Annotated in this window: 22 protein-coding genes, 1 tRNA gene and 1 pseudogene; 6 read left to right on the top strand and 18 right to left on the bottom strand. The window is 69.4% G+C overall.

Annotated features, from left to right (window positions below; genetic code table 11):
* Positions 1-40: 40 nt before the first annotated feature.
* Positions 41-1,765: an MmpA family trehalose lipid delivery protein gene (locus tag ACZ5J1_RS04965; protein WP_464563076.1), complete on the bottom strand. Its 1,725-nt coding sequence runs from the start codon at positions 1,763-1,765 to the stop codon at positions 41-43.
* A gap of 77 nt (positions 1,766-1,842) precedes the next feature.
* Here ACZ5J1_RS04965 and ACZ5J1_RS04960 point away from each other — a divergent pair, with 77 nt between their 5' ends.
* Positions 1,843-3,165: a lipopolysaccharide biosynthesis protein gene (locus tag ACZ5J1_RS04960; RefSeq protein WP_464563074.1), complete on the top strand. Its 1,323-nt coding sequence runs from the start codon at positions 1,843-1,845 to the stop codon at positions 3,163-3,165.
* On the opposite strand, the gene polA is transcribed toward ACZ5J1_RS04960, so the two are convergent.
* Positions 3,103-5,802 carry a DNA polymerase I gene (polA, locus tag ACZ5J1_RS04955; protein WP_464563073.1) on the bottom strand — a complete coding sequence of 900 codons (2,700 nt, stop codon included), beginning with the start codon at positions 5,800-5,802 and terminating at the stop codon, positions 3,103-3,105. The two genes, ACZ5J1_RS04960 and polA, sit on opposite strands and share 63 nt — an antisense overlap.
* Before the next feature lie 41 nt (positions 5,803-5,843).
* Here polA and ACZ5J1_RS04950 point away from each other — a divergent pair, with 41 nt between their 5' ends.
* Positions 5,844-6,290 carry a hotdog fold thioesterase gene (locus ACZ5J1_RS04950; RefSeq protein ID WP_464563071.1) on the top strand — a complete coding sequence of 149 codons (447 nt, stop codon included), beginning with the start codon at positions 5,844-5,846 and terminating at the stop codon, positions 6,288-6,290.
* On the opposite strand, the gene ACZ5J1_RS04945 is transcribed toward ACZ5J1_RS04950, so the two are convergent.
* The 7 genes from ACZ5J1_RS04945 to ACZ5J1_RS04915 all read right to left on the bottom strand — a co-directional run bounded on the left by ACZ5J1_RS04945 (position 6,287) and on the right by ACZ5J1_RS04915 (position 12,923).
* Positions 6,287-6,865, bottom strand: a complete 579-nt coding sequence (locus ACZ5J1_RS04945) for a GNAT family N-acetyltransferase (RefSeq protein ID WP_464563070.1) — start codon at positions 6,863-6,865, stop codon at positions 6,287-6,289. The genes ACZ5J1_RS04950 and ACZ5J1_RS04945 overlap by 4 nt on opposite strands.
* A 6-nt stretch (positions 6,866-6,871) precedes the next feature.
* The gene (locus tag ACZ5J1_RS04940; RefSeq protein ID WP_464563069.1) at positions 6,872-7,576 is read right to left on the bottom strand and encodes an ABC transporter ATP-binding protein; all 705 of its coding nucleotides are present in this window, start codon (positions 7,574-7,576) and stop codon (positions 6,872-6,874) included.
* A 14-nt stretch (positions 7,577-7,590) separates the two neighbouring features.
* On the bottom strand, positions 7,591-8,439 hold the full coding sequence (locus ACZ5J1_RS04935) for an ABC transporter ATP-binding protein (protein ID WP_464563067.1): 849 nt from the start codon (positions 8,437-8,439) through the stop codon (positions 7,591-7,593).
* The gene (locus ACZ5J1_RS04930) at positions 8,436-9,701 is read right to left on the bottom strand and encodes a branched-chain amino acid ABC transporter permease (protein ID WP_464563066.1); all 1,266 of its coding nucleotides are present in this window, start codon (positions 9,699-9,701) and stop codon (positions 8,436-8,438) included. The genes ACZ5J1_RS04935 and ACZ5J1_RS04930 overlap by 4 nt, the downstream gene beginning before the upstream one ends.
* 2 nt (positions 9,702-9,703) lie before the next feature.
* Complete coding sequence (locus ACZ5J1_RS04925; protein ID WP_464563064.1) at positions 9,704-10,753, bottom strand: branched-chain amino acid ABC transporter permease; 1,050 nt, start codon at positions 10,751-10,753, stop codon at positions 9,704-9,706.
* A 129-nt stretch (positions 10,754-10,882) separates the two neighbouring features.
* Positions 10,883-12,142, bottom strand: coding sequence for a branched-chain amino acid ABC transporter substrate-binding protein (locus ACZ5J1_RS04920; RefSeq protein WP_464563062.1), 1,260 nt, complete (start codon positions 12,140-12,142; stop codon positions 10,883-10,885).
* 238 nt (positions 12,143-12,380) lie between these two features.
* Complete coding sequence (locus ACZ5J1_RS04915; protein WP_464564711.1) at positions 12,381-12,923, bottom strand: ANTAR domain-containing response regulator; 543 nt, start codon at positions 12,921-12,923, stop codon at positions 12,381-12,383.
* A gap of 97 nt (positions 12,924-13,020) precedes the next feature.
* Here ACZ5J1_RS04915 and ACZ5J1_RS04910 point away from each other — a divergent pair.
* The 3 genes and pseudogenes from ACZ5J1_RS04910 to ACZ5J1_RS04900 all read left to right on the top strand — a co-directional run bounded on the left by ACZ5J1_RS04910 (position 13,021) and on the right by ACZ5J1_RS04900 (position 13,890).
* A tRNA-Leu gene (locus ACZ5J1_RS04910) sits at positions 13,021-13,093 on the top strand.
* Between the two features lie 23 nt (positions 13,094-13,116).
* Positions 13,117-13,212: pseudogene (locus tag ACZ5J1_RS04905) on the top strand (hypothetical protein); the annotation flags it as partial.
* 375 nt (positions 13,213-13,587) lie between these two features.
* Positions 13,588-13,890 carry a hypothetical protein gene (locus ACZ5J1_RS04900; protein ID WP_464564834.1) on the top strand — a complete coding sequence of 101 codons (303 nt, stop codon included), beginning with the start codon at positions 13,588-13,590 and terminating at the stop codon, positions 13,888-13,890.
* A 24-nt stretch (positions 13,891-13,914) separates the two neighbouring features.
* On the opposite strand, the gene pyk is transcribed toward ACZ5J1_RS04900, so the two are convergent.
* From pyk to trpC, 8 genes are all read right to left on the bottom strand, one after another.
* Complete coding sequence (gene pyk, locus ACZ5J1_RS04895; RefSeq protein ID WP_464563060.1) at positions 13,915-15,390, bottom strand: pyruvate kinase; 1,476 nt, start codon at positions 15,388-15,390, stop codon at positions 13,915-13,917.
* A 97-nt stretch (positions 15,391-15,487) separates the two neighbouring features.
* Complete coding sequence (locus ACZ5J1_RS04890) at positions 15,488-16,987, bottom strand: glutamate synthase subunit beta (protein WP_464563059.1); 1,500 nt, start codon at positions 16,985-16,987, stop codon at positions 15,488-15,490.
* The gene (gene gltB, locus ACZ5J1_RS04885) at positions 16,980-21,536 is read right to left on the bottom strand and encodes a glutamate synthase large subunit (RefSeq protein WP_464563057.1); all 4,557 of its coding nucleotides are present in this window, start codon (positions 21,534-21,536) and stop codon (positions 16,980-16,982) included. Before gltB ends, ACZ5J1_RS04890 begins: the two co-directional genes overlap by 8 nt.
* Positions 21,537-21,642: 106 nt before the next feature.
* Positions 21,643-22,554 (bottom strand): prolipoprotein diacylglyceryl transferase, encoded by a 912-nt coding sequence (gene lgt / locus ACZ5J1_RS04880; RefSeq protein ID WP_464563055.1) that lies wholly within the window; start codon positions 22,552-22,554, stop codon positions 21,643-21,645.
* Positions 22,551-23,171 (bottom strand): SCO family protein, encoded by a 621-nt coding sequence (locus tag ACZ5J1_RS04875; protein ID WP_464563053.1) that lies wholly within the window; start codon positions 23,169-23,171, stop codon positions 22,551-22,553. Before ACZ5J1_RS04875 ends, lgt begins: the two co-directional genes overlap by 4 nt.
* The gene (gene trpA / locus ACZ5J1_RS04870; RefSeq protein WP_464563052.1) at positions 23,155-23,991 is read right to left on the bottom strand and encodes a tryptophan synthase subunit alpha; all 837 of its coding nucleotides are present in this window, start codon (positions 23,989-23,991) and stop codon (positions 23,155-23,157) included. The genes ACZ5J1_RS04875 and trpA overlap by 17 nt, the downstream gene beginning before the upstream one ends.
* On the bottom strand, positions 23,988-25,217 hold the full coding sequence (gene trpB, locus ACZ5J1_RS04865; RefSeq protein ID WP_464563050.1) for a tryptophan synthase subunit beta: 1,230 nt from the start codon (positions 25,215-25,217) through the stop codon (positions 23,988-23,990). The genes trpA and trpB overlap by 4 nt, the downstream gene beginning before the upstream one ends.
* A complete protein-coding gene (trpC, locus tag ACZ5J1_RS04860; RefSeq protein WP_464563049.1) occupies positions 25,214-26,020 on the bottom strand; it encodes an indole-3-glycerol phosphate synthase TrpC in 807 nt (268 codons plus the stop codon). Before trpC ends, trpB begins: the two co-directional genes overlap by 4 nt.
* A gap of 74 nt (positions 26,021-26,094) precedes the next feature.
* Between trpC and ACZ5J1_RS04855 the strand changes: the two genes are divergently transcribed.
* Positions 26,095-26,421, top strand: coding sequence for a DUF4190 domain-containing protein (locus tag ACZ5J1_RS04855; protein ID WP_464563047.1), 327 nt, complete (start codon positions 26,095-26,097; stop codon positions 26,419-26,421).
* A gap of 33 nt (positions 26,422-26,454) precedes the next feature.
* Here the strand turns inward: ACZ5J1_RS04855 and ACZ5J1_RS04850 are convergent, their stop codons facing one another.
* A complete protein-coding gene (locus ACZ5J1_RS04850) occupies positions 26,455-26,889 on the bottom strand; it encodes a DUF2752 domain-containing protein (RefSeq protein WP_464563046.1) in 435 nt (144 codons plus the stop codon).
* Between the last annotated feature and the right edge of the window lie 7 nt (positions 26,890-26,896).

Raw genomic sequence — 26,896 nt, 5'->3', positions numbered from 1 at the left:
CCTACCAGCCTAGCAGCGCGAAGGCGTTGTGTGGCTATCGTCACAACTTCGTCGGAGCGCGCCCGCGGATCCTGCGGTAGACCCAGGTCGATGGACCGGCCAGCAGCGCCAGCAGCGCCGCGATCCAGGCAGCGCCCTGGGCGACTCGGCGCAGGGCCGAGACCTCGGCCACCACGACCGTGCCGTCCAAGCGAGTGACGGTGATGGACTCCTGGGTGAGGACCACGGTCCCCGCCACCTCGACGGCGCGGGTACCGCCCAGCGCCTCCGCCTCGACGACGACCCAACCGATCCCCTCCGCACGCAACGCCGCAGCCCGCGCCGCCGGCGTCGGTAGCGCGAGCGCCGCCCGGGTCGACCGCACTCTCGGGTCCTCCCCGGGCACGACGAGGTCGTCGACGATCAGGTCGTCGTCGATCACCGTGGGGACGCGGAGCAGTCGACCCATCGGGTCGATCACGGGCCTGAAGCCGTTCCACGACGGGGCCCGGTAGTTCGCGGCCGGCAGCACGATCGCGTCGCCGTGGTCGGTCCCGACCACGGCCCGTGCCGCCAACCAGGAGGCGGGGTAGGGCACCGGCTCCAACTGTCGTCCCAGCCCCCAGGCCGCATCGGGCATCAACGCGACCGGCACCAGGACCAGCGCGACCAGCGAGGGCAGCCGTGCCGGACGAGGCAGGACGTCGAGCAGCCGCTCGCTGCCACGGGCGGCGAGGCCGACGAGGAGCGGCAACGCCAGGGCCAACGACCGGCTGCCGTCGCGGAAGAGACCGACGCCCGGGACCACCTCGGCGATCGCGGCGAGCGCCTGCGGAGCCGCAGCGCTGAGGATCGCCAGCCCGATGCCCACGTCCCAGAGCAGCAGGTGGGCGATCATCTGCCGCCGGCCGAGGCTCTCGGCCCACCGGCGGGCCCCGAGCACGGTGAGCAGGATCAGGAAGGCGAGGCCGCACCAGGCGGCCAGGGTCTCCCGGGAGTCGGGCACCACGGTGGTGTTCCAGATCCCACCGAGGGTGAGCACCGACAGCGGCGCCGGGAGCGCGTCACCCCCGGTGCGGAAGAGCTCGAAACCGGATCGGTCCGTCGCCGCGACACCGTGGGCCAGTCCGGCCACGATCCACGGCGCGTTCAGGGCGAGGACGACCGCGACCACGGTCGCGAGGCGCCGTACCGACGGGCGGGCTGCCGCCACCGTGACCAGCAGGGTCAGGGCGCTGACGATGCCGGCGTTCGCGCTCAGGCTTCCCGCGGCCAGGACCGGGACGACCCACCACTCCCAGCGGCGGCCGGCGCCGAGCCGGCGTCCGGCCAGCGCCAGCCACGGGACCGCGGCGTAGCCGAGCAGGATCGGCCAGTGGCCGATTCCCAGGCGTTCCGCCACGAACGGGCTCCAGACCGCCACGCTCGCGGCGACCAGCCGCCCGCTGAGTCGACCTCCGACCAGGGCGGCCGCACCGGCACCGGCACCGATCAGGGCGGCGAGCAGGACGAGGATCGCCAGCCAGTGCCCGCCGAGCACCTCGTCGAGCGCCGCGACGACGGCGTCCGACGGCACCGCGCGGGGCAGCGCGCTCCCCCAGCCCAGCACGTCGGCGCGCCCCAGAGTGAGGTCGGGGACCCACACCATGTCGCGAACCAGCAGGTAGCCGGGGCCGAGCGCGGGGCCGAGCATCAGCACGGCGAGGGCGGCGCTCCAGAGCGTCGGGGCCCAGGCACGCCAGTCGCGGAACGCGCTGCGCCCGACCGGTCCGCTCGATGCCTCCACGCAGCGCACTGTAGCCAGAGCGCGGCTTGGAGTGGGCGGCGTCGCCCGGGGTGAGCTGTGTCATAGGCTCGTCCACCGTGACGATCACCCGAGTCGAGCCGAGCCGGTTGCGGCGCCTGATGGAGAGCGGCGGCATCATCGCCGTCGCCGTGGTCGTGATGAACCTGTCGACCTACGGGTTCCAGATGGTCGCCGCCCGTCTGGTCGGCCCGACCGCTTACGGCAGCATCGCCAGTCTGCTGGCGATCCAGTTCGTCTGCTCGGTGCTGGCGCTCGGGCTGCAGACCACCGCCGCACGCCGGATCGCCGCCTCCCCCGAGGGTGTCGGCGACGTCGAGCACGGGATCCTGACGCTGGGGTGGCGCAGCTCGCTGGCCCTGGCGCTGGTGCTGCTGGCCGCCTCGCCGCTGATCGAGCACCTGCTCCAGCTGCAGAGCGTGATCCCGGCGATCCTTCTCGCCGTCGGCACGTTCCCGATGAACATGATGGGTGCCCAGGCCGGAGTGCTGCAGGGTGAGCGCCGGTGGCGAGCCCTCGCGGCCGTCTACCTGGCCGCCGGCGTCCCCCGGCTCGTGATCGGCGCCGTCGCGCTGAGCATCCGGCCGACCGAGGGCGCAGCGATGGCCGCGGTCGCGCTGGGCTGGATCGCCCCCTGCGTGGTCGGCTGGTGGTACCTCACCCGGGGCAGCGAGGCCCGCGCGCGTCGCACCGGCCGCCCGGTCGCGCTCCGCACGCTGACGGTCGAGGTCGCCCACGCCTCGTTCGCCCTGCTGGCCTTCTTCGCCCTGTGCAACGTCGACATCGTGATGTCGCGCCACATCCTGACGCCGCACGAGTCCGGCCTGTACGCCGGTGGTCTGATCCTGACCAAGGCGGTGCTGTTCCTACCGCAGTTCGTCTCGATCATCGCCTTCCCCGCGATGTCGACGCCTCGCCAGCGCCGCACGGTGATGCTGCGTTCCCTGGCCATGATCGGCGTGGTCGGCGTCGGCTGCGTCCTGGGCGCGATCGTCCTGGACGACCTGGCGATGATCTTCGTCGGCGGGTCCGCCTACGAGGCGATCAAGCCCTACCTGTGGCAGTTCGCCCTGCTCGGCACGTTCCTGGCGGCCCTGCAGCTGCTGGTCTACTCGGTCCTGGCCCGGCAGAGCCGTCGGTCGTCGTGGCTGCTGTGGGGCGCGGTGGTCTTCGTCGTGGTGGTCGGCTGGTGGGGAGTGTCGACGATGTCGCAGCTGCTCACCCTGATGACCGTCACCGATGCCGTGCTGTTCGGCCTGTTGTTCGGCTTCAGCCTGTGGACGATGCGCGGCGACCGGACGATGGAGGACCCCGACGACTCAGTGGGCGGCGTCGTGCCAGCTGCGGCCGGTGCCGACGCTGACGTCGAGCGGGACGCGTAGGTCGGCCGCACCGCCCATCTCCCGGCGGACCAGCTGCTCGAGCTGCTCCCGCTCCCCCGCGGCGACCTCGAGGACGAGCTCGTCGTGGACCTGGAGCAGCAGTCGCGAACGCAGCCCCTCGGCCTCGATGGCCGCCTGGGTGCGGAGCATCGCGACCTTGATCAGGTCAGCGGCCGAGCCCTGGATCGGCGCGTTGAGCGCCATCCGCTCGGCCATCTCGCGGCGCTGACGGTTGTCGCTGGTCAGCTCGGGCAGGTAGCGACGGCGCCCCATGATCGTCTCGGTGAAGCCGGAACGTCGGGCCTCGTCGACCACGGAGGCGAGGTAGTCGCGCACCCCACCGAAGGTGAGGAAGTAGTCGTCCATCAGCCCGCGGGCCTCGGACGGCTCGATCCCCAGCTGCTGGGAGAGCCCGAACGCCGACAGGCCGTAGGCCAGGCCGTAGTTCATCGCCTTGATCTTCGCCCGCTGCTCCGTGGAGACCTCGACGTCGTCCGGGACGCCGAAGACCCGGCGGGCGGTGATGGTGTGGAAGTCCTGACCGGAGCGGAACGCCTCGATCAGCTGCTCGTCACCCGAGAGGTGGGCCATGATCCGCATCTCGATCTGGCTGTAGTCGGCGGTCATCAAGGACTCGAAGTCCTCACCGGCCGCTGAACCCACGACGAAGCCGGCCCGGATCCGCCGGCCCTCCTCGGTCCGCACCGGGATGTTCTGCAGGTTGGGCTCGGTGCTGGACAGCCGCCCGGTCGCGGCGATCGTCTGGTTGAAGGTGGTGTGGATCCGACCGTCCGGCTGCACCGTCTTGAGCAGTCCCTCGATGGTGACCCGGAGCTTGCCGGCCTCGCGGTGGCGCAGCAGGTGCAGCATGAACGGGTGCTCGGTGGCCTCGTAGAGCCACTGCAACGCGTCGGCGTCGGTGGTGTACCCGGTCTTGGTCTTCTTGGTCTTGGGCATGTCGAGCTCGTCGAAGAGGACCACCTGCAGCTGCTTGGGCGAACCGAGGTTGATCTCCTTGCCGATCACGTCGTACGCCGCCTCGGCGGCGGTCCGGACCTCGCCCGCGAAGTGCGTCTGGAGCTCCTCGAGGTAGTCGGCGTCGACCGCGATGCCGGTGCGCTCGACCTGCGCCAGCAGGTGGAGCAACGGCTGCTCGATGTCGGTCAGCAGCGCGGTGCCGCCGGCTCGCTCGACCTCACCGGCCAACGCGTCGGCCAGATCGAGGACGGCGCGGGCGTGCACCATCGCCGCCTGCGCCTCGTCCGTGCCCGGCTCGTCGAAGAGGGCCCCCTGGTCGGGGGTCTCGTCGCGGCGCAGCTCCCGCTTGAGGTAGCGCAGGCTGAGGTCGCCGAGGTCGTAGGAACGCTGGTCCGGGGCCACCAGGTACGCCGCCAGCGCGGTGTCGGTCTGCAGCCCGGCGAGCGGCCACTCCCCCTGGCCCCACAGCGCCAGCAGCGGGCCCTTGGCGTCGTGCAGCACCTTGGGCCGGGTGGCGTCGGCGAGCCACGCGCCGAGGGCCTCGAGGTCCTCCGCACCGAGGTCGGCGAGCGGCAGGTATCCGGCCGTCTCGGCCGACGCGAGCGCGATCCCCTCGACCGACCCGGTGCCGGCACCCCAGGCGCCACGCAGGTGCAGCGCGACCGGAGCGGTGCCGAGATCGGCGAGGAAGCCACCGACCTCGCCGGCGGCCAGGGTGGCGCCGTTGACCTCGAACCCTTCCGCGGCACCGGCGGGCTCCTCCGCACTTCCGCCACCGACGACGTCGAGGATCCGGGTGCGGAGCTCGCCGCGGAACTCCATCTCGTCGAGGAACTCCAGGGCACCGGCCCGGTCCCACTCGGTCCGCGCCATCTCGGTCGGGCCGAGCGCGAGCGGCAGGTCGCGGACCAGCGCGTTGAGCCGACGGTTGCGCAGCACGTCGCCCAGGTGGGCGCGCAGGGACTCGCCGGCCTTGCCGGTGACCTGGTCGACGTGGGTGATCAGGTTCTCCAGGCCGTCGAAGGTCGAGATCCACTTCGCCGCCGTCTTGGGACCCACCCCGGGGACACCGGGGAGGTTGTCACTGTCCTCGCCGACGAGGGCGGCCAGCTCGGGGTAGCGCGCCGGCGGGACGCCGTACTTCTCCTCGACCGCGGTCGGAGTCATCCGAGCGAGGTCGGAGACACCGCGCATGGGGTAGAGCACCGTGGAGTTCTCGGTGACCAGCTGCAGGCTGTCCCGGTCACCGGTGAGGACGAGCACCTCCATGCCGGCGTCCAGCGCCTGGGTGGTGAGGGTCGCGATGATGTCGTCAGCCTCGAAGCCGTCGACCTTGAGGAACGGGATCCGCCACGACTCCAGCAGCCGCTCGATCAGCGGCAGCTGGGACTTGAACTCGTCGGGGGTCTTGTTCCGCTTGGCCTTGTACTCGCCGTACTCCGCGAGCCGGAAGGTCTGCCGGGAGACGTCGAAGGCGACGGCGACGTGGGTCGGCTTCTCGTCGCGCAGCACGTTGGTGAGCATCGAGGTGAATCCGTAGACCGCGTTCGTGTTCTGACCGGTCGCGGTGGTGAAGTTCTCCACCGGGAGGGCGAAGAACGCCCGGTACGCCAGCGAGTGGCCGTCGAGGAGCAGGAGGCGGGGGCGCACATCAGACACCCCGAAAGCCTAGCGTTGACCGCCGACAGGAGAATGGGCCCATGACCCAGCCCTCGGCCGACCACCCGACCGCGAACCTCTCGATCGAGGAGTTCCTCGCCGCTCTCCCCGAGGGCGCCGGTCGCCTGAACGAGAAGATGGGGGTGGAGATCCTCGAGATCTCCCCCGAGCGCGTCGTCGCCACGATGCCGGTCGAGGGCAACACCCAGCCCTACGGCCTGCTGCACGGCGGCGCCTCGGTGGTCCTCGCCGAGACGCTCGGCTCGATCGGCTCCGGCCTGCACGGGATGACGCTCGGCAAGATCGCCGTCGGGGTCGACATCAACGCGACGCACCACCGTTCGGCCACCGCGGGGATCGTGACGGGAGTCGCGACCGCGATCCACCTCGGTCGTTCCTCGGCCGCCTACGAGGTCGTGATCAGCAACGAGCAGGGCAAGCGGATCTGCACCTCGCGGATCACCTGCGCCCTGATCGACCGGGGCTAGCCGGCGTTCTGCGCCCGGCGGACCCGCCGGGCCGCAAGTACCCGCTGCGGGCGGTAGCCCGGAACCCGCTGGCTGACCGGGATCTGCTCGGTGAGCCGGTCGCGGACGACCTGCGCCGCCCCGATCCGGTACGTCGCCGTCCCGCTGAGGCCCAGCCGCGCGAACCAACGGTTCGCGTCGCGGGAGCCGGTGGTGGCGGCACCGCAGATGTGCCCGATCCCGTTCTCCTCCGCCCAGGTGACCCCGGCGTCGACCAGGGCGTGCCCGATCCCCTTGCGCCGGAAGCCCGGGATCACGTACGGCGCGGTGACCAGGACGGCGGGGGTCAGGTTGATCGCGGAGACCGTGATGATCTGGAGGTGGACGGCACCGACGGCCCGGCCGTCGTACTCGGCCACCACCAGTCGCTTGGTGTCCGAGCCCGCCATCGCGGCCAGGACGGCCTCCATGTCGCTGACGTGATCGGTCCGCTCACCCCGCCGCATCATGTCGGCCCACATCCCGGCGAGGAAGCCCGCATCCGCCGAGGTCGCCTCTCTCAAGGTCACCGCCGAGCGCATCGCGCGGGAATTCATCGGTACTTACCCTCCCAGGTAGGCCTTGGTGATCTCCGGATCGTTGCGGAGATCCTTGGCCGCGCCGGTCAGTTTAAGCCGACCGGACTCCAGGACGTACGCGCGGTCCGCGATGCTGAGCGCGGCACGGGCGTTCTGCTCCACCACGAGCACCGTCGTGCCGGACTCCCGGATCCGCCGGATGGTGGCGAAGATCAGGTCGACCAGCACCGGCGCCAGACCCATCGACGGCTCGTCGAGGAGCAGCAGCTTCGGTCGGGTCATCTGCGCCCGAGCGACGGCGAGCATCTGCTGCTCGCCCCCGGACAGGGTGCCCGCCTTCTGGTTGAGCCGCTCGCGCAGGCGAGGGAAGAGCTCGAGCATCGCCTCCATGTCGGAGGCGATCTCCGCCTTGTCGTCACGCAGGAAGGCACCGAGGTCGAGGTTCTCGGCCACCGTCATCCGCGGGAAGATCCGGCGCCCCTCGGGCGACTGGGCGATCCCGAGGGTGACGATCTTCTCGGCCGGAACGCCGTCGATCCGCTTCCCCTCGAAGCTGATGTGCCCCCTCTTGGGACGCAGCAGGCCCGAGATGGTGCGCAGGGTCGTGGACTTGCCGGCACCGTTGGCCCCGATCAGGGTCACGATCTCGCGCTCGTTGACCTCCATCGAGAGGCCCTTCACCGCAGCGATGTTGCCGTAGGAGACGTGGACGTCTTCGAGTTGCAGCATGGTTGGTCTCTCAGTCACTCGTCGTCGGCGATGGTGATGTGGTCGTCCCCGGCTGCCGAACCGAGGTAGGCCTCGACCACCCGCGGGTTGGTCCGGACCTCCTCCGGCGTGCCTTCGGCGATCTTCTCGCCGCGGTCGAGGACCGTGATCCGCTCCGAGACGCGCATCACCACCGACATGTCGTGCTCGATCAGCAGGACCGAGACCCCCCGCTCGTCACGCACCCGGTGGACGAAGCGGACGAAGTCGGCCGACTCGTTCGGGTTCATGCCGGCGGTCGGCTCGTCGAGCAGGAGCACCTTGGGCTTGAGCGCCAACGCCCGTGCGACCTCCAGCCGGCGCTGGTCGCCGTACGACAGGTTGCGGGCGTAGTCGTGCGCGGACCGGCCGATCCCGACGAAGTCGAGCAGCTCGAGGGCGAAGTCGTGTGCCTCGACCTCCTCGCGGCGCTGCCGCGGCAGCTTGAAGACGGTGCTGAAGACCCCCGAGCGCAGGTGGGAGTGCATCGCCACCTTGACGTTCTCCTCGGCCGTCATCAGACCGAAGAGACGGATGTTCTGGAACGTCCGCGCCAAGCCGAGCGAGGCGATCCGGTGCGGCTTGAGCCCGGTCACGTCCTTGCTCCCCAGCACCACCCGACCACCGGGGTCGGGCTGGTAGAGACCGGTCAGGGCGTTGAAGAACGTCGTCTTGCCAGCACCGTTGGGACCGATCAGGGAGACGACCGACTTGTCGGGGACGACGAAGTCGACCTTGTTCACGGCGACCAGGCCACCGAAGGTGACACTGACGTTGCTGGCGACCAGCGCAGGCTGTGCGTCGGTCGCGGGGGCCGACGGGGTCGGCATGGTCTCGGCGCTCACGGGGTCTCGTCCTTGCTGATCTCGACGATCTCATCGGAAGGGGTCTCGGCGAACGGGTCGTCGGCCTCCCCCTCGTGCATCACCGCACGGGTGCGGCTCTCCGGGAAGAAGCCCTCCCGACGGAACAGCATCATCAGGACGAGCGAGCCACCGAAGATCAGGAACGTGTACGACGAGAAGTCGATCGAGGTCCCGAACGAGTCGTTGACCGTGGAGCCGATCTCGCCCAGGCCGGTGCTGTTGAACCAGGACAGGAAGAGCGCACCGATCAGGACGCCCCAGACGTTGCCCATGCCACCGAGCACGACCATCGCCAGCAGGGTGATCGAGACCGAGAAGCTGAACGGGTCCGGCAGCAGCCGGCCCAGCTGGAGGGCGTAGGCGACACCGCAGAGACCACCGGCGGCGGCGCCGACGGCGTACGCCGACAGCTTGGCCTTGACCAGGGAGACCCCCATCGCGCTGGCGGCGAGCTCGTCCTCACGGATCGCGAGCCAGGCCCGGCCGAGACGGCCGCGCCGGATCCGCAGCGAGACGAAGATGATGATCGCGATCAGGATCGCGAAGATCACGAACCGTCCGATGTGGTCGAAGGCGAGCAGTGGCCCCCAGGTGACCTCACCGTCGCTGACCTTGATCCCGTTGATGTTGTCGATCGGCCCGATGCCCTGGGCACCGTTGCTGATGTTGTGGCCGGCGATGTCGTCGCCGTTGAGGAAGAACTGGGCCGTGATCTCACCGAAGCCGAGGGTGACCAGGGCCAGGTAGTCGCCGCGCAGTCGCAACGTCGGGGTGCCGATCAGGATGCCGATGAAGGCACAGACCACCGCCGCGGCGATGATCACCAGGACGACGTTCATGTGGACGCCCTGGGTCGCTCCTGCCGGCACGTTGCCACCGAGGTCGATCGGCTTCGACGTCGGGATGAACGAGGACATCAACCAGGCCGTGGTGTACCCACCGAAGGCCCAGAAGGCGACGTACCCGAGGTCGAGGAGGCCGGCGTAGCCGACCACGATGTTGAGCCCCAGCGCGCTCATCGCCCAGATCAGCGCGAGGTTGATCTGGTCGAGCGGGAGCCAGTTCCGGAAGACGTCCTGGATGGACTCCCCCAGGTTCGGCAGGATGAAGCCGTAGAAGACGAAGACGACGACGGCGGCGATCGCGAATCCGATCGGCCAGCGCAGGTTGGTGCGATCGACGGAGCCGCCGATCGTCTTGGGTGTCTTCGGCGCTCGCGGCGCCGCGGTTGCGGAGGCCATCGCTATACCTTTTCTTTCACGTTGACACCGAGCAGTCCGGCCGGTCTGAAGACCATCATCAGGATCAGCACGCCGAAGACGACGCTCTGTGTCCAGCGCTGTCCGGCCCCGTAGGCGGCGCCCTCGTTGAGCGCCTGGATGATGCCGATCAGGAAGCCGCCGAGCACGGCGCCCGAGAGCGATCCGATCCCACCGAGGACCGCCGCGGTGAAGGCGATCAGACCCAGCTGGAGGCCGAGGCTGTAGCGCACGGTGCCGATGGTCTGGGCGTACATCACGGCCGCCACCCCGGCGAGCGCTCCACCGAGGGCGAAGGTCAGGGAGATGATCCGGTTGACGTTGATCCCCATCAGGCGCGCGGCTTCAGGGTCCTGGGCGGTGGCGCGCATGGCCTTGCCCATCCGGGTCTTGGTGACCAGCCAGCTGACCGCCAGCAGGACCGGGATCGTGAGCAGGAACGCGATCGTGTACGACCAGTAGAAGTCGATGCCGGCGATGGTGAAGCCGCCCGAGGGAAGCACGGAGGCGACCGACTTCGGCGAGGAGCCGTTCCACTTCAGGCCGACGAACTGGAGCACGAAGCTCATCCCGACGGCGGTGATGAGGGGCGCCAGCTTGGGCGCGTGCCGCAACCGGCGGTAGGCCAGGAACTCGATCGCGACGTTGATCAGCGCACAGAAAGCGGCGCAGAGCACGAGTGCCGCTACCAACGCGAGCCAGCCGGTCAGGCTGGTACCTCCGGTCTGGTCGAAGAGCGTGCCGATCACGAAGGCGCTGAACAACGTGCCCAGCATGAACAGGTCGCCGTGGGCGAAGTTGATCAGCTCGATGATCCCGTAGACCAGCGAGTAGCCCAGGGCGAGGAGCGCGTACAGCGCCCCGTTGCTGATGCCGAAGACGATCGCCGAGGCGAACGTCGACGGGCTCTTGAACGCGTTGGCGAGAAGCCAGACCACGATGGCGGTGATCACTGCGTAGGCCGAGGCCCGCTCCAGGATCACGCCGACGCGGAGGGGCGCCTTGGGCAAGGCGGGTGCGGCGGATTGGGCCACAGGAACTCTCCCTCGAAGACTCATAGGTGCAGGACGGAGGCGCTGAGCCGATCATCGTCCGCGGTGGTGGCAAAGGGAAGGGGGAGCCGGCGCTCGCGCGCGAATGCCGGCTCCCCCGTCACTTCAGTGTCAGGACACGGGCCAGGGCTTGACCGTCGCAGCCTTTCCACCGGTGATCTGCTGGATGGTGATGTCGATCTGGTTGACGTCACCGCTCGCGGGGTCGATCTTGATCTCCTTGCCGAGGATGGCCTCAGCAGCGGGGATGGTGACATCGGCACCGTCACCGAGGACCGCCGCGTTGACGCCCTTGCGGGTGCCGTCGGAGTCCGCGATACCGGCCATGATCACCTGCAGCGCCTGGACGCCGTACAGCGCGTAGGGGCTGGCCGGCGGGCCGCCGTACTCCGCCGCGTAGTCGGTCAGGAACTTGCCCGTGACCTCGGTCTTGGCCAGGTCGTCGAGACCCAGGCCCGGGAAGGTCTGGTAGACGCCCTCGGACTCGGGGAGCGCCTCGAAGTCCGGGTAACCGACGAAGCCGTCAGGGGTGATGACCTTGACCTTGGCGTTGTCGCCCATGATCTTGACCTTGTCCTTGATCAGCTGGGCACCGTTGTTGTCCTCGATGCCGCCGAAGTAGACGCAGTCGACGCCGTCAGCCTTGGCCTTGTTGAACAGGGCGTTGTAGTTGGCGGCCTTGCCGTCCCAGGCCTCCTCGGTCACCTTGATGCCGAGGTCCTTGGCGGTCTTGGAGAACTGACGGGCGACACCCTTGCCGTAGACCTCAGCGTCGTCGAGGACGAGGCAGTTGGTCACCTTGAGGTCCTGGACGGCCATCTGGGCGCCAGCGGTGCCCTGGTAGTCGTCGGTCGCGACGACGCGGGCGTAGTTGCGCACGCCGGTCGGGTAGTACTTGTCCGGGTCACCCGTGTCCCACGCCTTCGTCAGGCCGGGGTTGGTGTTGGCCTCGGAGACCATGAGCAGCGGACCGTCGGGGTCCTGGTTGAGGATCGGGACCTCGACCTGGGCACAACCGGAGTTGTAGGTACCCATGACGGCGACGAGGTCCTTGGTGCCGACGGCCTCGTTGGCGTTCTTGGCGCACTGCGCCGCGTCCCACTTGCCGGCGGCAGCGGTGGCGTCGTCGAACTTCTGCAGCTTGATGGTGTAGTCGCCGGCCTTCGGGTGGCTCTTGAGGTAGAGCTCCATGGCGTTCCAGATGGAATCGGCAGCGTCCTTCGAGGCGCCGGTGAAGGGCTGGTCAACACCCACGATGAGGGTCTTGCCGCCGTCGCTCGAACTGGAGTCGTCCGAGCCGCACGCCGAGACCGTGGCAGCGGTCGCGGCCGCGGTGGCCAGAAGGGCTACCGCCTTGATGCGCGTGTTCATGCGTTTCCTCTCAAACTGCTTCAGAAGCGGGGCGCAGGAGGAACCAAGAACCGTCCCCCGTTGCACTGGTGACGGCGAACTTAGAAGTTGCTGAGGGGGGTGTCAACGACCGTTGCCGGACCGTTACGCGACGAAATCAAGTGTTAATAGCGCCACTCAGACGCGAAATTCAGCCTCAAATGACGCAGGGACCACGGTCCCCGCGTGGTGCGGAGGCCGTGGTCCCGTGCGAAGGAATTTAACTTCCGGAAGCGATCTCCGGGCCGTGCTCGATCACGCCGTCGGCGACCTGGCGCATCGAGAGACGCAGGTCCATGGCCGTCTTCTGGATCCAGCGGAAGGCCTCGGGCTCGGAGAGCTCGAGGCGTTCCTGCAGCACGCCCTTGGCCCGGTCGACCGCCTTGCGGGTCTCGAGCCGTTCGGTCAGCCCGGCCACCTCGGCCTCGAGCTGGGACAGCTCGGTGAACCGGCTGACCGCCAGCTCGATGGCCGGCACCAGGTCCGAGGCGTTGAACGGCTTGATCAGGTACGCCATCGCCCCGGCGTCACGCGCCCGCTCGACCAGCTCCCGTTGGGAGAACGCGGTCAGCATGACCACCGGCGCGATCCGCTGGCGGGCGATCACCTCGGCCGCCGCGATCCCGTCCAGGACCGGCATCTTGACGTCGAGGATCACCAGATCGGGGCGGTGCTCGGTGGCCAGGTCGATCGCTGCCTGCCCGTCACCTGCCTGTCCGACGACCGTGTAGCCCTCCTCGGCGAGCATCTCGGCGAGGTCCATCCGGATGAGGACCTCGTCCTCAGCGATGACGACCGTACGGCTGATGGGGGGCTGACTCACGAGCACAGGCTATCGGCTAGGGTGATCCGGCTACAGCGCCCCGGTAGTCCAACGGCAGAGACAATGTGCTCAAACCACATCCAGTGTCGGTTCGAATCCGACCCGGGGTACCCGCCGAATCCACCCCGCGGTCATGTCGGTGCCGCATGGCAGCCTGCGAATTGTGTACTCGTGGGCGGTACGGCAAGACGTCTTGGAACTGAGCGAACGGGGCTTTTCCGTCGCGGCGGTCGCCGAGCTCACGGGCGTGAGTCGCACCTCGATTCGGCGCTGGCAAACGACGCCCTCGAGACCGCACCCCGCCGAGTGCCCTCGGTGTGAGTCCGTCCCCCTCGACGAGGCTGCGTACGCAGCCCTGCTGGGCTACTACCTCGGGGACGGGCACATTTCTCGGGCGCCCAGGTTCTACGCTCTCCGGATCACCTGTGACCTGAAGTGGCCCGCGATCATTCTCGATGTCGAGGACATCTTGCGACGTGTCCGACCAGGGATGCGCGTCTTCCGCGTCCGGAAGACTGGGGGCATCGACCTCCAGGCGCATTGGCAGCACTGGCCGTGCCTGTTCCCTCAACACGGACCAGGCAGGAAGCATCTGCGTCCGATCGTGCTTGACGACTGGCAGCGCCGGATCGTGTTTCGTCATCCGGCTGCGTTCCTCCGCGGACTCTTTCACTCCGATGGAGCGCGGTCGAAGAACTGGGCAAGCAGAATCGTCGCGGGCGAGAGAAGGCGCTACGACTACCCTCGTTGGCAGTTCACCAATGTCTCCGAGGACATCCTGAACCTTTGTTGCTGGGCTCTCGACCTGGCCGAGATCGAGTGGAAGCGCTCGAACGCGAAGACGATCAGCGTGAACCGTCGAGAACACGTCCAACGGCTTGACCTTCTGATCGGGCCGAAGGGCTGAGTATCTCTCCCGCCCGACTCGTGGTCAGTCCCGCTTGTAGGCGGGGCTGACCTCGTTGATCGCGTCGCCCATCCGGTGGATCCGCAGGGCGTTGGTGGAGCCGGGGATGCCCGGAGGCGCACCGGCGATGATCACCACCAGGTCGCCCTCCTCCACGCGCCCGATCTGCAGCAGCGCCTCGTCGACCTGGCGGACCATGTCGTCGGTGTGCTGGACCTCGTCGACGCGGAACGACTCGATCCCCCAGGCCAGAGCCAGCTGGGAGCGCACGATGACGTGCGGGGTGAAGGCGAGGATCGGGATCGGTCCGCGGAGGCGGGAGAGCCGCTTGGCGGAGTCCCCGGTGGTGGTGAACGCGACCAGGTACTTCGCGCCGACCCGCTCGGCGACCTCCTCGGCGGCCTTGGCGATCACGCCACCGCGGGTGTGGGGGTCCCACTCGATCGAGGCGAGGTGGCCGATGTTGCCCGAGTCGAAGGCGTGCGCCTCGGTGGCGGAGATGATCCGCGCCATCGTCTCGACGGTGTGCACCGGGTAGTCGCCGACCGAGGTCTCGGCCGAGAGCATCACCGCGTCGGCACCGTCGAGGACGGCGTTGGCGACGTCATTGGCCTCGGCGCGGGTCGGCGCCGGGCTGGAGATCATCGAGTCCAGCATCTGGGTGGCGACGATCACCGGCTTGGCGTTGAGCCGGGCCTTGTTGATGATCTTCTTCTGCAGGAACGGGACCTCTTCGAGCGGGCACTCCACACCGAGGTCACCACGGGCGACCATGAACGCGTCGAACGCGTCGATCACCTCGTCGAGGTTGTCGATCGCCTGCGGCTTCTCGATCTTGGCGATCACCGGGACCATCCGGCCCTCCTCACGCATGATCGCGCGGACGTCCTCGGCGTCGGCGGCGTTGCGGACGAAGGAGAGCGCGATGTAGTCCACGCCGAGGGCGAGCGCGAAGCGCAGGTCGTCGATGTCCTTCTCCGACAGCGCCGGGACGGAGACCGCGACGCCGGGGAGGTTGATCCCCTTGTGGTCGCTGACCGGTCCCCCGACGAGGACCTCGACGTGGACGTCGGTGCCATCGGTGACGCCGGTGACGCGGAGCCGCAGGCGACCGTCGTCGACGAGCAGCATGTCGCCGACCTTCACATCGCCCGGGAGGCCCTTGTACGTCGTCCCGGAGATGGTGTCGTCGCCGTCGATGTCACGGGTCGTGATCGTCCAGGCCTGGCCACGGCGGAGCTGCCACTTCGAACCGTCCGGGGTCGGCTTGAACCGCTCGAGGCGGATCTTCGGCCCCTGCAGGTCGGCGAGGATGCCGACCGCCTTGCCGCTGGCGTCAGCGGCCTCCCGGACGACGCGGTACTGCTCGGCGTGGTCCTCGTGCGCCCCGTGGCTCATGTTGAGCCGGGCGATGTCCATGCCGGCGTAGACCAGCTCCTTGATCCGCCGTTCCGAAGCCGTTGCCGGCCCGAGGGTACATACGATCTTCGCTCGCCTCACGAACCCACCCTAGCGGGTGTGATCGATCAAATGACCAGCGCCCCGGGGGTCTCCCGGGGCGCTGGTTCGGTGCTGAGTCGGTGCTGACCGGCTGGGGTCAGACGACGAGCGGCCGGTCGGTCGGCTTGATCGGCGTCGGCAGCGCCGAGGAGCCCGTGAGGAAGGTGTCGACGGCGGCTGCGGTCGAGCGTCCCTCGGCGATCGCCCAGACGATCAGCGACTGGCCGCGGCCAGCGTCACCGGCGACGAAGACGCCGGGGACGGTGGTCGCGAAGGCGCCGTCGCGGACGATGTTCCCGCGGGCGTCCAGCTCGACGCCGAGCTGCTCGAGCAGGCCCGGCTTCTCCACCCCGACGAAGCCCATCGCGAACAGGACCAGGTCGGCCATGATCTCGCGCTCGGTGCCCTCGACCTCGGTGAGCTTGCCCTCGACGAACTCGACCTCGACGAGCTTGAGCGCCCGGACGTTGCCGTCGGCATCGCCGAGGAACGCCTTGGTGCTGACGGCGTAGACCCGCTCGCCGCCCTCCTCGTGAGCCGAGGAGACGCGGTAGATCATCGGGTACGTCGGCCACGGCTGGCTGCCCGGCCGGTCGTCGGCACGACCGGTGGAGTCCGCCGGTCGGGGCATGATCTCGAGCTGGGTCACCGAGGCGGCGCCCTGGCGCAGCGAGGTGCCGAGGCAGTCCGCACCCGTGTCACCGCCACCGATGATCACGACGTGCTTGCCGGTGGCGAGGATCTGCTCGCTGCCGTCGGTCGTGGCCGGCTTGCCGACCGCGACCCGGTTGGCCTGCGGCAGGAACTCCATCGCCTGGTGGATGCCCTTGAGCTCACGGCCGGTGGCCGGCAGGTCGCGGGCCTCGCTGGCGCCGATGGCGAGCACGACGGCGTCGTACCGCTCACGCAGGTCGGTGCCGGTGACGTCCTCACCGACGTGGACGCCGGTCCGGAAGACCGTGCCCTCCCGCTGCATCTGGTCCAGACGCCGGTCGACGTGGGCCTTCTCCATCTTGAACTCGGGGATGCCGTACCGCATCAGCCCACCGATGGCGTCGGCCCGCTCGTAGACGGCCACGGTGTGGCCGGCCCGGGTGAGCTGCTGCGCCGCGGCGAGGCCGGCCGGGCCGGACCCGATCACGGCCACGGTCTTGCCCGAGAGCCACTCGGGCGCCTGGGGACGGACGAATCCGGAGTCCCAGGCCTTGTCGATGATCGAGACCTCGATGTTCTTGATCGTCACCGGGTCCTGGTTGATCCCGAGCACGCACGCGGTCTCGCACGGCGCGGGGCAGAGCCGACCGGTGAACTCCGGGAAGTTGTTGGTCGCGTGCAGGCGCTCCATCGCGCCTTCCCAGTCACCGCGCCAGGTGAGGTCGTTCCACTCCGGGATGATGTTGCCCAGCGGGCAGCCCGAGTGGCAGAACGGGATCCCGCAGTCCATGCAGCGGCTGGCCTGCAGGTTGATGATCGGCAGCAGGTTGCGACCGATCCCACCGTCGGCGTAGACCTCGTTCCAGTCCCCCAGTCGCTCCTCGACGGGACGACGGGTACCGACCTGGCGGCCTTCCTTGAGAAAGCCCTTCGGGTCAGCCATGCAGCACCTCCATGATGCGGGCAGCGGCCTCGTCCTCGGACAGGCCCTCCTCGCGGGCCTCCTCCTGGGCTTCGATGACGCGCTTGTAGTCAGACGGCATGATCAGCGAGAAGCGACCCACGGACGCCTCCCAGTCGGCGAGAAGGTCGCGAGCGACCTCGGAGTCGGTCTCGTCGAGGTGGCGCTGGACGAGCTCGTGGAGCTCCTCGGCACGCTTGCCCTCGACGGGCCCGACCTCGACCAGCTCGCCGTTGAGCCGGATCTGCTTGAAGTCGAGGATGAACGCGTAGCCACCGGACATGCCGGCAGCGAAGTTGCGGCCGGTCTTGCCCAGGACGACCACTCGCCCACCGGTCATGTACTCGCACCCGTGGTCGCCGACACCCTCGGTGACGACGGTGGCACCCGAGTTGCGCACCGCGGCACGCTCGCCGACGCCACCGCGGACGAAGATCTCGCCCGAGGTCGCACCGAAGGCGATCGTGTTGCCCGCGATGATGTGCTCGTCGGCCTTGATCGTGGCGGCGCGGTCCGGCCGCACCACGATCCGGCCACCGGAGAGCCCCTTGCCGACGTAGTCGTTGGCGTCGCCCTCGAGGCGCAGCGTCATGCCGCGCGGGATGAAGGCGCCGAAGGACTGACCGGCGGCACCGATGAAGGTGAGGTCGATCGTGTTCTCGGGCAGACCGGCACCGCGGTAACGCTTGGTCACCTCGTGGCCGGTCATCGTGCCGACCGTGCGGTTGATGTTGCGGATCGCGAGCTGGGCGCGCACGGGCTCGCCGGACTCGAGGGCCGGCTGCACCAGCGGCAGGATCGTGGTGACGTCGAGCGACTTCTCCAACGCGTGGTCCTGGCCCTGGGTGTGGCGCAGGTCCTGGTCGGCGAACTGCTCGGGGAGCTCGACCTGGTGGAAGATCGGCGCCAGGTCGAGACCCGAGGCCTTCCAGTGGTCGATGGCGTCACGCGCGTCGAGCACGTTGACCTGGCCGATCGCCTCGTCGAGCGAGCGGAAGCCCAGCGACGCCAGGATCTCGCGCACCTCCTCGGCGAGGTAGGTGAAGAAGTTGACCACGTACTCGGCCTGGCCGCTGAACCGCTCGCGCAGCACCGGGTTCTGGGTGGCGACACCCACCGGGCAGGTGTCGAGGTGACAGACCCGCATCAGGATGCAGCCCGAGACGACGAGCGGAGCGGTGGCGAAGCCGTACTCCTCCGCGCCGAGCAGCGCGGCGATGACGACGTCCCGACCGGTCTTGAGCTGGCCGTCGGTCTGGACCACGATCCGGTCGCGCAGGCCGTTGAGCAGCAGGGTCTGCTGGGCCTCGGCGAGGCCGAGCTCCCAGGGACCACCGGCGTGCTTGAGCGACGTCAGCGGCGACGCCCCGGTACCACCGTCGTGGCCGGAGATCAGGACGACGTCGGCGTGCGCCTTCGAGACACCCGCAGCGACCGTGCCGACCCCGACCTCGGCGACCAGCTTCACGTGGACCCGAGCCGCCGGGTTGGCGTTCTTCAGGTCGTGGATCAGCTGCGCCAGGTCCTCGATCGAGTAGATGTCGTGGTGCGGCGGCGGCGAGATCAGACCGACACCCGGGGTGGAGTGACGGGTCTTGGCGACCCACGGGTAGACCTTGTGGCCGGGCAGCTGGCCACCCTCGCCGGGCTTGGCGCCCTGCGCCATCTTGATCTGGATGTCGTCGGCGTTGGTCAGGTACTCGCTCGTGACGCCGAAGCGTCCGGAGGCGACCTGCTTGATCGAGCTGCGACGCTCCGGGTCGTAGAGCCGCTCCGGGTCCTCGCCGCCCTCACCGGTGTTGGACTTGGCGCCCAACCGGTTCATCGCGATCGCGAGGGTCTCGTGCGCCTCCTTGGAGATGGAGCCGTAGGACATCGCACCGGTGGAGAAGCGCTTGACGATCGTCTCGACCGGCTCGACCTCGTCGATGGAGATCGGCGCCCGGCCGGTCGTGTCGGCGTCCTTGAACTTGAACAACCCACGCAACGTCATCAGGCGCTCGGACTGCTCGTCCACGCGCGAGGTGTACTGCTTGAAGATGTCGTAACGACCCTGCCGGGTGGCGTGCTGGAGACGGAAGACCGTCTCCGGGTCGAAGAGGTGCGGCTCGCCCTCGCGACGCCACTGGTACTCGCCACCGATCTCGAGCTCGCGGTGCGCCGGGGCCACGCCGTCACGGGGGTAGGCCTGGGCGTGGCGCAGGGCGACCTCCTCGGCGATGACGTCGAGCTCGACGCCGCCGAGCTTGGACGACGTGCCGGCGAAGTACTTGTCGACGACGGACTGCGACAGACCGACGCACTCAAAGAGCTGGGCGCCGGTGTAGGAGGCCAGCGTGGAGACGCCCATCTTGGACATCACCTTGAGCACGCCCTTGCCGAGCCCCTTGATCAGGTGCTTGACGGCGACCTCGGGGGCGACGGTGACGTAGTGACCCTCGCGGGCGAGGTCCTCGACGGACTCCATCGCGAGGTAGGGGTTGACCGCGGCGGCGCCGTAACCGATCAGCAGCGCGACGTGGTGCACCTCGCGGACGTCGCCCGCCTCGATCAGCAGACCGACCTGGGTGCGGGTCTTCTCCCGGACCAGGTGGTGGTGGACCGCGGCGGTGAGCAGCAGCGACGGGATCGGCGCCAGCTCGGCCGTCGAGTGACGGTCGGAGAGCACGACGATGCGGGCACCCTCGGCGATCGCTGCGCTGACCTCGGCGCAGATCTCCTCCAGGCGCTCGGCCATCGCAGCCCCACCGCCGGCGACCTCGTAGAGGCCGCGCGAGACGTGGGTGATGAAGCCGGCGTGGTCGCCCTCACGGTTGATGTGCCGGATCTTGGTCAGGTCGTCGTTGGAGATGACCGGGAACGGCAGCACGATCTGGCGGCACGAGGCCGGACCCGGCTCGAGCAGGTTCGACTCCGGGCCGATCGATCCGGCCAGGCTCGTGACGAGCTCCTCGCGGATCGCGTCCAGCGGCGGGTTGGTCACCTGGGCGAAGAGCTGGGCGAAGTAGTCGAAGATCAGGCGCGGCTTCGACGACAGCGCCGCGATCGGCGAGTCCGTCCCCATCGACCCCAGCGCCTCGGCGCCGGTGTTGGCCATCGGGGTGAGCAGGATGCGGAGCTCCTCCTCGGTGTAGCCGAAGACCTGCTGGCGACGGGTGACCGAGGCGTGCGAGTGGATGATGTGCTCGCGCTCGGGGATGTCGGAGAGCTTGATCACGCCGGCGTGCAGCCACTCGGCGTAGGGCTGCTCCGAGGCGAGCTGGTCCTTGATCTCGTCGTCCTCGATGATCCGGTGCTGCTCGGTGTCGATCAGCAGCATCTTGCCCGGCTGGGTGCGACCCTTGCGGACGATCCGGGCGGGGTCGATGTCGTCGAGGACACCGGCCTCCGAGGCGTAGATGACCAGACCCTCGTCGGTCTCCCAGAAGCGGCCGGGGCGCAGACCGTTGCGGTCCAGGACGGCACCGATCTGGGTGCCGTCGGTGAAGACGACGTTGGCCGGGCCGTCCCACGGCTCCATCAGGGTGGAGTGGAACTCGTAGAAGGAGCGGCGCTTGGCGTCCATCTCGGCGTGGTTCTCCCACGCCTCGGGGATCATCATCAGCACCGCGTGCGGGAGGCTGCGTCCACCGAGGTGGAGCAGCTCCAGGACCTCGTCGAAGGAGGCCGAGTCCGAGGCACCGGGAGTGCAGATCGGGAAGAGCCGCTCGAGGTCGCCGGGGATGACGTCGGAGTCCAGCAGCGCCTCACGGGCGCGCATCCAGTTCCGGTTGCCCATCACCGTGTTGATCTCACCGTTGTGCGCGATGTAGCGGAACGGGTGCGACAGCGGCCAGCTCGGGAACGTGTTGGTCGAGAACCGGGAGTGGACCACCGCGATCGCGGAGGCCATCCGCTCGTCGCGCAGGTCGGGGAAGACGTCGGCGAGCTGGCTCGTGGTGAGCATGCCCTTGTAGACCATGGTGCGGCTCGACAGCGACGGGAAGTAGGCGTCGGTCTCGCCCTCGACCCGGCGGCGCAGGCAGAACGCGAGCCGCTCCAGCGCGAGGCCGGTCTGGCGGGCGCCGGCGGCGGCGACGAAGAGCTGCTCGAAGGCCGGCATCACCGCGAGCGCGGTCTGTCCCAGCGTCTCGGGCTCGACCGGCACCGTGCGCCAGCCGAGGACGTCGAGTCCCTCCTCGGCGGCGATCGTCTCGATCAGCGCCTTGGTCTTCGCGACGTGGGTCTCCTCGCCCGGGAGGAACGCCGTGCCGACGGCGTACGCCCCGGCCGCGGGGAGGTCGAACCCGGCGACGGCCCGGAGGAACGCGTCGGGGACCTGGATCAGGATGCCCGCACCGTCGCCCGAGTTCACCTCGGCGCCGGCGGCGCCACGGTGATCGAGGTTCTCCAGGGCGGTGATGCCCTGGGCGACGATCTGGTGGGTGGGAACTCCGGTCAGGGTCGCGACGAAGGCGACGCCACAGGCGTCACGCTCGAAACGCGGGTCGTACAAGCCCTGCGGAGCCGGGAACGAGTGCTGATAGGGCACAGGAATGCTCTCCTGTTCGGTCGTCCATCTATTGCGCTATTGCTGCACGGGACGGCGTTGGCCCAGCGAGGCGTTACGTTACCACTGTGTGAACTGGCGTCGCACGCTAGTTCCCGGGGAGATCCGATTCGACACCGTGTGCCGCGTCACGTCCCGCACGCTCGCCCCGGTAGACGCTCTCCTGCCGCCCGGGATGCCGGCTCTGGCTCACCAGGAAGTAGGTGAGGGCGGCGACGAAGAGCACGATCGAGGTCCACACGTTGAACCTCAGACCGAGCACGTGGTCGAGCTCGACGGTGTCGATCCGGAGCATCTCGATCCAGCCGCGTCCGGCGGTGTAGAACATCACGTACAGCGCACCCACCCGACCGAAGCCGATCCGGTAGCGCTTCTCCAGCCACAGGATGATCCCGAAGGCGGCCAGGTTCCACAGGCACTCGTAGAGGAACGTCGGGTGGAAGGTGGTGAAGTTCTCGTACCCCGGGACGCGGTGCTCCAGGTCGATCTCCAGCCCCCACGGCAGCGTGGTCGGGCGGCCGTAGAGCTCCTGGTTGAACCAGTTGCCCCAGCGCCCGATCGCCTGCGCGACGAGCAGGGTCGGCATCACCACGTCGGCGAGCGCGGAGAAGGAGATGTTCTTGCCGCGGGCGCCGAGCCAGGCGCCCAGCGCACCCCCGGCCACGCCACCCCAGATCCCGAGCCCACCGTGCCAGATGTAGAGCATGTTCCAGGCGCTCGCGCCGGCCCCGAAGTACAGGTCGTGGTCGGTGGCGACGTGGTAGAGCCGGGCTCCGATGATGCCGAACGGCACCGCCCACAGGGCGATGTCGGTGATCTCCCCCGCTGTCCCGCCGCGCGCCGCCCAGCGTCGCTCGGAGAGCCAGACCGCCACGACGATGCCCAGCACGATGCACAGCGCGTAGCCGCGGACCGGGAGCGGACCGAGGTGCCAGACCCCGTTGTCGGGACTCGGGATGTTGCTGGCGAGGAGCGGCAGCAGGGTGCTGGACGGGATCATGAGGCGGCGGGAGCCTTTCCGTGCAGGATCGCAGTGATGTCGGCCGCGAACTCGGCCGACGAGGTCGACATGGTCCACAGGATGGAGGACGTTCCGTCCGCTGCCAAGGCCGAGACGGTCGTGCTGTGCGAGGTGAGGTCGTAGCCGCCGTCGGGCAGCTTGGTGCCGTCGTCGACGGAGACGGCCAGCGACTTGGCGACCGTGACGATGTCGTCGAGGTCGCCGGTCAGACCGATGAAGTCCTCGCCGTACCGGCCGAGGTACTTCTCCAGCACCGGACCGGTGTCGCGGGCCGGGTCGCTGGTGACGAACGCCAGGTCGACCTTCTTGCGGTCGGCGTCGTCGAGCCGGGTCAGCGCCACCGAGAGGTTGTTCATCACCAGCGGGCAGTAGTCCTCGCAGTGGGTGTAGCCGAAGAAGACCAGGGTGAGGGGCTTGCTCGTCGCGTCGAGCGACATCGGCTCCCCGTCGGTGTCGGTCAGCGGCGTCGCGGCCACGGTGTAGGGCGCGTGCACGACCCCGGTGAAGGCAGTGGGCTCGGAGCCACCGCAGGCGGTGAGGGTCGCGACGAGCACAGCCACCAGCGCCGCGGCGCCGCCCTTAACGGGCCCGAACACCGGTGGCGAGCTCGTCGGTGAGGGCGCTCAGCGCGGCCAGACCGGCACGACGGTCGTCGAGGTTGTCCAGCAGGGTGCGCACGAACGCGCTGCCCACGATCACCCCGTCGGCGAAGGCGCCGATCTCGGCGGCCTGGCGACCGGTGCTGACACCGACACCGACCCCGACCGGAAGGCCGGTGGTGGCCTTGGTCCGGGCGATCAGCGGGGCGACCAGGTCGGCCGAGGCCTGCTTGCCGCCCGTCACGCCCATCACGCCGGTGGCGTAGACGAAGCCCCGGCTGGCCGCCGTGGTCAGCGCGATCCGCTCGTCGGTGCTCGACGGGGCGACCAGGAAGACCTTGTCCAGCCCGTGCGCATCCGCGGCAGCGATCCAGGCGTCGGCGTAGTCGGGGGTGATGTCGGGCGTGATCAGGCCCGCTCCCCCGGCGTTGGCCAGGTCTTTCGCGAACCGCTCCACCCCACTGAGTCCATCGCTACGTCGGCTGGCGCCTCCGTAGTGCTCCACCGGGTTCCAGTAGGTCATCACCAGCGTGGGCGTGCCGGTGGCGGCGACCGCCTCGACCGTGCGCAGCACGTCAGCGGTCCGGACGCCGCCGTCCAGCGCCATCTGGGCGGCTGCCTGGATCGTCGGGCCGTCCATCACCGGGTCGCTGTAGGGCAGCCCGATCTCGATCACGTCGCAGCCGGCGTCGACCATCGCCTTCAGTGCGTCGATGCTGCCCGCCACGTCGGGGAAGCCCGCCGGCAGGTAACCGACCAACGCGGCACGGTTCTCCGACGCCGCCTTCTCGAAGGCGGCCTTCGTCGTGTTGCTCACAGTTCGAACCACTCCATCGCCGTGCCCATGTCCTTGTCGCCGCGGCCGCTGAGGCTGACCAGGATCGTCGATCCCTCGGGCAGCGTCGGGGCGATCCGCAGTGCTCCGGCGACCGCGTGCGCGGACTCGATCGCCGGGATGATGCCTTCGGTGCGGGCCAGGAGCGCGAACGCGTCCATCGCCTCGGTGTCCGTCACCGGCTCGTACGTCGCCCGGCCGGCCTTCGCCAACCAGGAGTGCTGCGGTCCGACCCCGGGATAGTCCAGGCCGGCACTGATCGAGTGCGACTCGATCGTCTGGCCGTCGTCGTCCTGGAGCACGTAGGTGCGCGACCCGTGCAGCACGCCCTCGTCGTTCTGCGTGATCGTGGCGGCGTGCCGGCCGGTCTCGAAGCCGTCACCGCCGGCCTCGAAGCCGTAGATCTTCACGCTCGGGTCCTCGAGGAACGCGGTGAACAGTCCGATCGCGTTCGAACCGCCGCCGATGCAGGCCGCGATCGCATCCGGCAGGGCGCCGTACTGCTCGAGGACCTGGGCCCGGGCCTCGTCACCGATGCCGCGGGTGAGGTCGCGGACCAGGGTCGGGAACGGGTGCGGGCCGGCAGCCGTGCCGAAGAGGTAGGCGGTGTGGTCGACGTTGGCGACCCAGTCGCGGAACGCCTCGTTGATCGCGTCCTTGAGGGTGGCGCTGCCGGTGTCGACCGGGATCACCTCGGCGCCGAGCAGGCGCATCCGGGCGACGTTGAGCGCCTGTCGCTCGGTGTCGACCTTGCCCATGTAGACGGTGCACTCGAGACCGAAGTAGGCCGCGGCGGTGGCGGTGGCGACCCCGTGCTGACCGGCGCCGGTCTCGGCGATCACGCGGCTCTTGCCCATCCGCTTGGTCAGCAGGGCCTGGCCGAGGACGTTGCGGATCTTGTGCGCGCCGGTGTGGTTGAGGTCCTCCCGCTTGAGCAGGATCCGGCGGCCCCCGGTCAGCTGGGTCTCGCTGAGTCGCTTGGCCTCGTAGAGCGGGCTGGGCAGGTTGGCGTACTCGCGCAGGATCTGGTTGAACTCGGCGACGAACGCCGGGTCGGCCTTGGCCTCGGTCCAGGCGACGTCGATCTCGTCGAGGGCCTTCATCAGGGCCTCGGGCATGAACTTGCCGCCGAAGCCGTCGGCCGCCCCACCGAAGAAGCCGCGCGCGTCGGCGTCGAAGCTGGTGGTCTCGTGCAGGTGCGTGGTCATGCTTCGATTCCTGTCATCGCGCGGACGGCCGCCTCGGGGTCGCCGTCCTTCACCAGTGCCTCGCCGACGAGCACCGCGCGGGCGCCTTCGCCGACGAAGCGCTTCACGTCCACCGGGCTGAAGATCCCGGACTCGGCGACCTTCACCCGGTCCGCCGGGATCAGCGGGGCGAGCCGGCCGAAGACGGTGTCGTCGATCTCGAGGGTCTTGAGGTTGCGGGCGTTCACCCCGATCAGCTCCGCGCCGATCGCGATCGCCCGTTCGGTCTCCGCCTCGTCGTGCACCTCGACCAGCGGCGTGAGTCCGAGCTCGCGGGCGTAGTCGTGCAGGTCGCGGAGCTGCGCGTCGCCGTCGTGGCCGGGGTCAGGGAAGTTGGCCACCATCAGGAGGGCCAGGTCGGCGCCGTGGGCACGTGCCTCGAGCAGCTGGTAGCGCTCGACGATGAAGTCCTTGCGCAGGATCGGGATGTCGACGGCGGCACGGACGGCGGCCAGGTCGGCGATGGACCCGCCGAAGCGGCGCTCCTCGGTCAGCACGGAGATCGCCCCGGCACCGCCGCGTGCGTAGGCCTGCGCCAGCACGGCCGGGTCGGGGATGTCGGCCAGGGCACCCTTGCTGGGGCTGCGCCGCTTGACCTCGCTGATCACGCTGGAGCCGGCAGTCCGGAAGTGCGGCATCGGGTCGAGGGCGGGCGCGACGTCGGCCGACCGTGCCCGCAGCTCAGCCTCACCGACCTGCTCCCGGCGGCCGGCCAGGTCCTCACGAACCCCGGCGAGGATCCCGTCGAGCACAGTTCCAGACATGGGCTCCAGTCTGCCATTAGGGTCGTGACACCCGCTGGTCGGCACTGACCGGTGAGACCCGCCGAAAGGACGTCATGAGCTACGGAACGACCCCGCCCCCGCCCCCGTACGGCGCGCCGCAGCCGTACGGCGGCATGCCGGTGCCGCACCCCAAGGGGACGTTGATCCTGGTCTTCGGGATCCTCGGCCTGCTCTGCTGCGTGCCGTTCGGCATCGCCGCGTGGGTGATGGGCAACGGCGCGCTGCGCGACATCGACGCCAACCCTGCGGCCTACAACAACCGCGGCACGGTCAGTGCCGGGAAGATCTGCGGCATCGTCTCGGTCGCCCTGTGGGTGGCCAGCGTCGTGGTCGGCGTCGGTCTGATCGCGCTGAGCATGGCCTTCAGCACCAGTCCCTGACGGATCCCCGTCGAGGGGTGTGGTTCGGCCGGCTCAGGGCGCAAGCCAGGAGCCGGCCGGCGTGTTTCTGAGGACCGTGAAGCCGAACGCGACCACGGCGAGCGCGGACCAGGCCAGGGTGGCGACCCGGGCGGGCAGCCGCGGTCGGGGCCGGTCGTACCAGGCGCTCCACAGCCCCAGGCCGAGCACCAGGATCGCGATCGGGATGCCAAGGGTGACCAGCAGGTTGCTCGACAGTGCGGCACCGACCTCGCCCTGGGTGAGGTCGTTGACCGCACGCAGACCGCCACATCCCGGGCAGTAGATCCCGGTGACGGCCTGGAGGGGGCAGTAGCCCCAGGAGCCCGAGTGGTGCGGGTCGCGCAGCCGCAGCGCCAGCGTGGCGGCACCGAGCGCGGCGATCGTGAGGACCGGGCCCTTGAGCCGCGCAGTCCGCTCGGACCGGTCGCTCTGCGTCACCGTGGCCATCGCGGCA

Source organism: Nocardioides sp. JCM 18999 (assembly GCF_055391175.1).
The sequence above is the reverse complement of the archived record's forward strand: the minus strand, read 5'-3'. Positions and strand labels throughout refer to the sequence as shown.